A 6,252-nucleotide genomic window follows, 5' to 3' on the forward strand; every position below is an offset into this window, starting at 1 on the left:
TCGTGTCGAAGGAACAGCTCGTCGATCACCTGTGCGAATGGGGCGAGGAAGTCAGCAACAACGCGATCGAAGTCTACGTGCACCGGCTGCGCAAGAAGATCGAACCGAGCGGCGTGCGGATCTCGACCGTGCGCGGCCTCGGCTATTGCCTCGAGAAGGTCGCGCCCGCGACGCCGGCCGACACGGCGGCGCCCCAGCCCGCGGCGGCCGGCACGCCGCTGCGCTGACGCCGGGCGGCGCCGCGATGGCCACGCCGGCCCATTCCCCTTCCCGCCACCCGACCGGCGCGCCGTCGTCGGCTGCCGACGAGGCGCGCGACGCGCGCTACGAGAACCCGTTCGCGCCGCCCGACGAGACCGAATCGCCCGAAACGCCGCGCCCGCGCTCGCTGTTCGGCGAAATCCTCGACTGGATGCTCGCGCCGCTGCTGCTGCTGTGGCCGATGAGCATCGCCGTCACCTATCTCGTCGCGAAGACGATCGCGAACAGCCCGTTCGATCGCGCGCTCGAGACCAACGCCTACGTGCTCGCGCGCCAGATCCATCCGGTCAACGGCGTCGCCGAGCTGACGCTGCCGGAGCAGACGCGCGACTTCCTGCGCGCGGACAACATCGACAGCGTCTACTTCCAGGTGCTCGGCACGCGCGGCGAGCTGGTCGCGGGCGAGGCCGACATGCCGCTGCCGCGTGACGAGGACCGCCCGCCGCCGGGCGTCGTCGTGTTCCGCGACGACCTGCTGCGCGGCAACGACGTGCGCGTCGCGTATACGACCGTCGCGCTGCCGCAGACGAGCGGCGCGCAGCCCGTGCTCGTGCAGGTCGGCGAGACGCTCGACAAGCGCAATGCGCTCGCCAACGACATCATCAAGGGCGTGATCCTGCCGCAATTCGTGATCCTGCCGCTCGCGATCCTGCTCGTCTGGTTCGGGCTGTCGCGCGGGCTCGCGCCGCTCAACGCGCTGCAGGCGCACATCCGCGCGCGGCGGCCCGACGACCTGTCGCCCGTCGAGGCGCAGCGCGCGCCGCCCGAGATCGAGCCGCTCGTCACGTCGTTCAACGACCTGCTCGCGCGCCTCGAACAAAACATGGCGCTGCAGAAACGCTTCATCGCCGATGCCGCGCACCAGATGAAGACGCCGCTCGCGGGCCTGCGCACGCAGGCCGAGTTCGCGCTGCGCCACCCGGTGCCGCCCGACGTGCAGCGCTCGCTCGAGCAGATCGCGACGAGCTCCGAGCAGGCCGCGCGGCTCGTCACGCAACTGCTGGCGCTCGCGCGCGCCGAGAACCGCGCGAGCGGGCTGACGTTCGAGCCGGTCGAGATCGGTTCGCTCGCGCGGCGCACCGTGCGCGACTGGGTGCAGGCCGCGCTCGCGAAACGCATGGACCTCGGGTACGAAGGCCCGGACGACGATGCGCCGCTCGAGGTCGACGGCAACCCGGTGATGCTGCGCGAGATGCTCGGCAACCTGGTCGACAACGCGATCCGCTATACGCCCGAAGGCGGCCGCATCACGGTGCGCGTGCGGGCCGAGCGCGCGGCGCGGCGCGTGCATCTCGAAGTCGAGGATACCGGCCCCGGCATCCCGGCCGGCGAGCGCGAGCGCGTCGTCGAGCGTTTCTACCGGATCCTCGGCCGCGAAGGCGACGGCAGCGGCCTCGGGCTCGCGATCGTGCGCGAGATCGCCACGCAGCACGGCGGCACGCTGACGCTCGACGATCACGTCTACCAGCACGCGCCGCGCCTCGCCGGCACGCTGGTGCGCATCAGCCTGCCGCTCACCGATACCGCCCCGGATTAACCCTGACGCGCGCCGCCACGGCACGGCGCCAATACGCAGAAACCGGCGCTTTACCGGACGTTCACGCCACGATCGACACGCGAAGCGACCGATTCGACACGGGTTAACGCGCAGTCGTTTTGTACGCGCAAGTCAGTGCGCCGTAAGTTTCCGTGCCAATAATCGTCGACAGGCCCGCCCCTCCCAAGGCGGCCGCACATCTATATCAAGGGACTTGGAGACGATTCATGGCAACGTTAGGCGGGCAAATTTCGCACTCGCCGATGACGGGCGAAGAGAAGAAGGTGATCTTCGCGTCGTCGCTCGGCACCGTGTTCGAGTGGTACGACTTTTACCTGGCCGGCTCGCTCGCGGCCTACATCAGCAAGAGCTTCTTCTCCGGCGTCAATCCGACCGCCGCGTTCATCTTCACGCTGCTCGGCTTCGCCGCCGGCTTCGCGGTGCGGCCGTTCGGCGCGATCGTCTTCGGCCGGCTCGGCGACCTCGTCGGCCGCAAGCACACGTTCCTCGTGACGATCGTGATCATGGGCGTCTCGACGTTCGTGGTCGGCTTCCTCCCGGGCTACGCGTCGATCGGCATCGCCGCCCCCGTGATCTTCATCGCGATGCGGCTGTTGCAGGGCCTCGCGCTCGGCGGCGAGTACGGCGGCGCGGCGACCTACGTCGCCGAGCATGCGCCGGCCAACCGGCGCGGCTTCTACACCGCCTGGATCCAGACGACGGCCACGCTCGGCCTGTTCCTGTCGCTGCTCGTGATCCTGGGCGTGCGCACGTTCATCGGCGAGGAAGCGTTCGGCAACTGGGGCTGGCGCGTGCCGTTCGTCGCATCGATCCTGCTGCTCGGGGTGTCGGTGTGGATCCGGCTGCAACTGAACGAATCGCCGGTGTTCCTGCGCATCAAGGCGGAAGGCAAGACGTCGAAGGCGCCGCTGACCGAAGCGTTCGGCCAGTGGAAGAACCTGAAGATCGTGATCCTCGCGCTGATCGGCCTGACGGCCGGCCAGGCGGTCGTGTGGTACACGGGCCAGTTCTACGCGCTGTTCTTCCTCACGCAGACGCTGAAGGTCGACGGCGCCAGCGCGAACATCCTGATCGCGATCGCGCTCCTGATCGGCACGCCGTTCTTCCTGTTCTTCGGCTCGCTGTCGGACAAGATCGGCCGCAAGCCGATCATCCTTGCCGGCTGCCTGATCGCCGCGCTGACCTACTTCCCGCTGTTCAAGGCGCTCACGCACTACGCGAACCCGCAGCTCGAACTCGCGACGCAGAAGGCGCCGATCACGGTCGTCGCCGATCCGGCTACCTGCTCGTTCCAGTTCAACCCGGTGGGCACGTCGAAGTTCACCACCTCGTGCGACATCGCGAAGAGCGCGCTCGCGAAGGCCGGCCTGAACTACGAGAACGTCGCGGCGCCGGCCGGCACGCTGGCCGAAATCAAGGTCGGCGACACGGTGATCCAGACCTACGACGGCAAGGCGGCCGACGCGAAGGCGCAGGGCGCGGCGTTCGACAAGACCCTCGCGTCGACGCTGAAGGGGGCCGGCTACCCGGCGAAGGCCGACCCGGCGCAACTCAACTGGCCGATGACGATCGTGATCCTGACGATCCTCGTGATCTTCGTGACGATGGTCTACGGCCCGATCGCCGCGATGCTGGTCGAGATGTTCCCGACGCGAATCCGCTACACGTCGATGTCGCTGCCCTATCACATCGGCAACGGCTGGTTCGGCGGCTTCCTGCCGGCAACTGCGTTCGCGATCGTCGCGGCGAAGGGCAACATCTACTCGGGGCTCTGGTATCCGATCGTGATCGCGCTGGCCACGTTCGTGATCGGCCTGCTGTTCGTCAAGGAGACGAAGGACTCGGACATCTACGCGCAGGATTGATGTCGGGTCCGCGGCGGGGGAGGGCCGACGGAGGATCGCCTTCCGGCGCCCGGCTCCCGCCCGCGATGGAGGCCGGCACGGACCGTCGGCAACTTTTTTCGGGAAAGATGGAAAAAGGTATTGACAGCTGACCGGCCGATCGACATAATTCAAGTCTTCACGGCGAATTAGCTCAGTCGGTTAGAGCGACGGAATCATAATCCGCAGGTCCGGGGTTCGAATCCCTGATTCGCCACCAAATGCGAAAAGCCGCTGTTTCTTTCGAAACAGCGGCTTTTTTCATTGCTTCATCGGGCGCACGCGGCGGCGCGCGTTGCCCGCCTTCAGGCCGCGCGCTGCGCCCAGACTACGCCACCACCGCTCCGCGCTGCGTATCCGGCGTCTCCGCCCGCAGCTTCCCCCGCCAGTTCTCCCCGCCCTCCAGCGCCGGCGTCGACTCGAACACCTCCGCGATCCAGTCGGCGAACACGCGCACCTTCTGCGACAGATGCCGGTTGTGCGGGTAGACGATCGAGATCGGCTTCGGCTTCGGATTGCTGTCCGGCAGCACCTCGACCAGCGAGCCGTCGAGCAGGTGCGGCAGCACCATGAACAGCGTCGGCTGGATCATCCCGAAGCCTTCGAGCCCGCACGTCACGTAGGCATCCGAGTCGTTGACCGTGACGCTGCCGTTCATCCGCACCTCGAACGGCTTGCCGTCGATCATGAACACCCACGGAATCGCCCGCGCGCCGTGGCTCGAGCGAAAATTCACCGCGTGATGCTCGACGAGATCGGCAATCTCGTTCGGCTCGCCGTGACGGGCGAGGTAATCGGGAGACGCGCACGTCACGCGCTTGAGCATCCCGATGCGCCGCGCGACCATCGACGAATCCTCGAGCGGCCCGACCCGGATCATGCAGTCGATGCCCTCCTCGACCGGATCGACGTAGCGGTCGGACAGCCCCAGCTCGAGCGTGATGTCCGGATAGCGCTGCCGGAAGATCGACAGCGACGGCAGCACGACGCGCCGCCCGAGCGAACTCGGCATGTGGACGCGCAGCACGCCGCTCGGCTTGCGGTTGCCGGCCTGGAAACTCGCGTCGGCCTCGGCGATCTCCGCGATGATCTTCATGCAATGCTCGTAGTACGCGGCGCCCTCCGGCGTCAGCGACAACCGGCGCGTCGTCCGGTGCATCAGGCGCACGCCGAGCAGCGCCTCGAGATTCTGGATGATGGTCGTCACCGATGCGCGCGGCATCGCGAGCGTGTCGGCCGCCCGCGTGAAGCTGTTCGCGTCGACCACGCGGGTAAAAACCTCCATTGCCTGGATGCGGTCCATGCTGCTTCCCCCTTCGAATCGCCAACGGGACAGAATAGAGCGCGCGGCGGGCACGGCACAAGCCCCCGCCTATTGTTCTCCGATCCTGAATAGTTTCGACACTTCGGACTGGAAACCGACCGGTTTCCGTTCAGTTCCGGGTAGCGGCCGCCGCGGCTCCGCTCATTCGTCGCACGTCACCGCACGAACCGCTCGCGATATCCCTGCGGCGATACGCCCAGCACGCGCACGAAGCTGCGCCGCAGCGTCTCCTCCGAACCGAAGCCGCAACGCCCGGCGATCCGCTTGACGGGCCATGTCGTTTCGCCGAGCAGGCGTTGCGCGGCCTCGACACGGATCTGCTCGACCGCACGCGCGGGCGTTCGGCCGGTTTCCGCGCGATAGTGGCGCACGAAGCTGCGCTCGCTCATGCTCACGCGCTCGGCGAGCGCGGGCACCGACAGGTCGGCCGTCAGGTGCTCGGCCATCCACGCGTGCAGCTCGCCGAACCGGTCGGCGGTGCGCTGCATCGACAGCATCGTGCTGAACTGCGCCTGCCCGCCCGGGCGCTTCAGGAATACGACGAGTTCGCGCGCGACGTCGAGCGCGGTCGCCCGCCCGAGGTCCTCCTCGACCAGCGCGAGCGCGAGATCGATGCCGGCCGTCACGCCGGCCGACGTCCACAGCGCGCCTTCGCGGATGAAGATCGGATCGGGCTCGACACGCACGTTCGGGTAGCGCGCCGCGAATTCGTCGCAGCGCGCCCAGTGCGTGACCGCGCGCCGCCCGTCGAGCAGGCCGGCCTCGGCGAGCAGGAACGCGCCGGTGCAGACCGACGCCACGCGCCGCGCGCGCCCGGCCTGCTGCCGCACCCAGCGCACCACCCGCGCGTCCTTCGACGCCGCGTGCACGCCCTTGCCGCCGGCGACGATCAGCGTGTCGGGACGGCGCGCGGCCGCGCGCAGCGACTCGGCCATCACGACGAGGCCCGACGACGTCTCGACGGGCCCCGCTTCGACGGCCACGACGCGCGGCGCATACGGCGCCGGCTGCCCGCGCTCCAGCGCGAGCTCGTTGACGGACGCGAACACCTGCAACGGGCCCGTCACATCGAGCAATTGGGCACGGGGAAACGCGAGGACCAGGATCGAACGCGGGGCGGCGGCAGGCATGGCGATTGGCTGAAAACGTGGGTGATATGGCAATTTCGCCAAACACTACGCGCCTAGAATCGACCTGTCCATCCCGTGCCGAACGGCGCGCCCCTT

Annotated in this window: 5 protein-coding genes and 1 tRNA gene; 4 read left to right on the forward strand and 2 right to left on the reverse strand. The window is 68.2% G+C overall.

From position 1 onward, the window contains the following. From JMF90_RS19650 to JMF90_RS19665, 4 genes are all read left to right on the forward strand, one after another. The coding region (locus JMF90_RS19650; RefSeq protein ID WP_201325335.1) for a winged helix-turn-helix domain-containing protein at window positions 1-227 on the forward strand (227 nt) is incomplete at its 5' end. Window positions 228-244: 17 nt separating this feature from the next. Continuing rightward, window positions 245-1,798 (forward strand): sensor histidine kinase, encoded by a 1,554-nt coding sequence (locus JMF90_RS19655; protein ID WP_011546127.1) that lies wholly within the window; start codon window positions 245-247, stop codon window positions 1,796-1,798. 227 nt (window positions 1,799-2,025) lie between these two features. Then, window positions 2,026-3,684 carry an MFS transporter gene (locus JMF90_RS19660; RefSeq protein WP_011546128.1) on the forward strand — a complete coding sequence of 553 codons (1,659 nt, stop codon included), beginning with the start codon at window positions 2,026-2,028 and terminating at the stop codon, window positions 3,682-3,684. A 161-nt stretch (window positions 3,685-3,845) separates the two neighbouring features. Continuing rightward, window positions 3,846-3,922: transfer RNA gene (locus JMF90_RS19665), tRNA-Met, on the forward strand. A gap of 108 nt (window positions 3,923-4,030) precedes the next feature. Here the strand turns inward: JMF90_RS19665 and JMF90_RS19670 are convergent. Then, window positions 4,031-5,005 (reverse strand): LysR family transcriptional regulator, encoded by a 975-nt coding sequence (locus JMF90_RS19670; RefSeq protein WP_011546129.1) that lies wholly within the window; start codon window positions 5,003-5,005, stop codon window positions 4,031-4,033. A 176-nt stretch (window positions 5,006-5,181) separates the two neighbouring features. Beyond that, on the reverse strand, window positions 5,182-6,156 hold the full coding sequence (locus JMF90_RS19675) for a GlxA family transcriptional regulator (RefSeq protein WP_011546130.1): 975 nt from the start codon (window positions 6,154-6,156) through the stop codon (window positions 5,182-5,184). Between the last annotated feature and the right edge of the window lie 96 nt (window positions 6,157-6,252).

Origin of the sequence: Burkholderia sp. E168m23 (assembly GCF_016586125.1) — a bacterium.
In the GTDB taxonomy this organism is placed as follows: Bacteria; Pseudomonadota; Gammaproteobacteria; order Burkholderiales; family Burkholderiaceae; genus Burkholderia; species Burkholderia orbicola.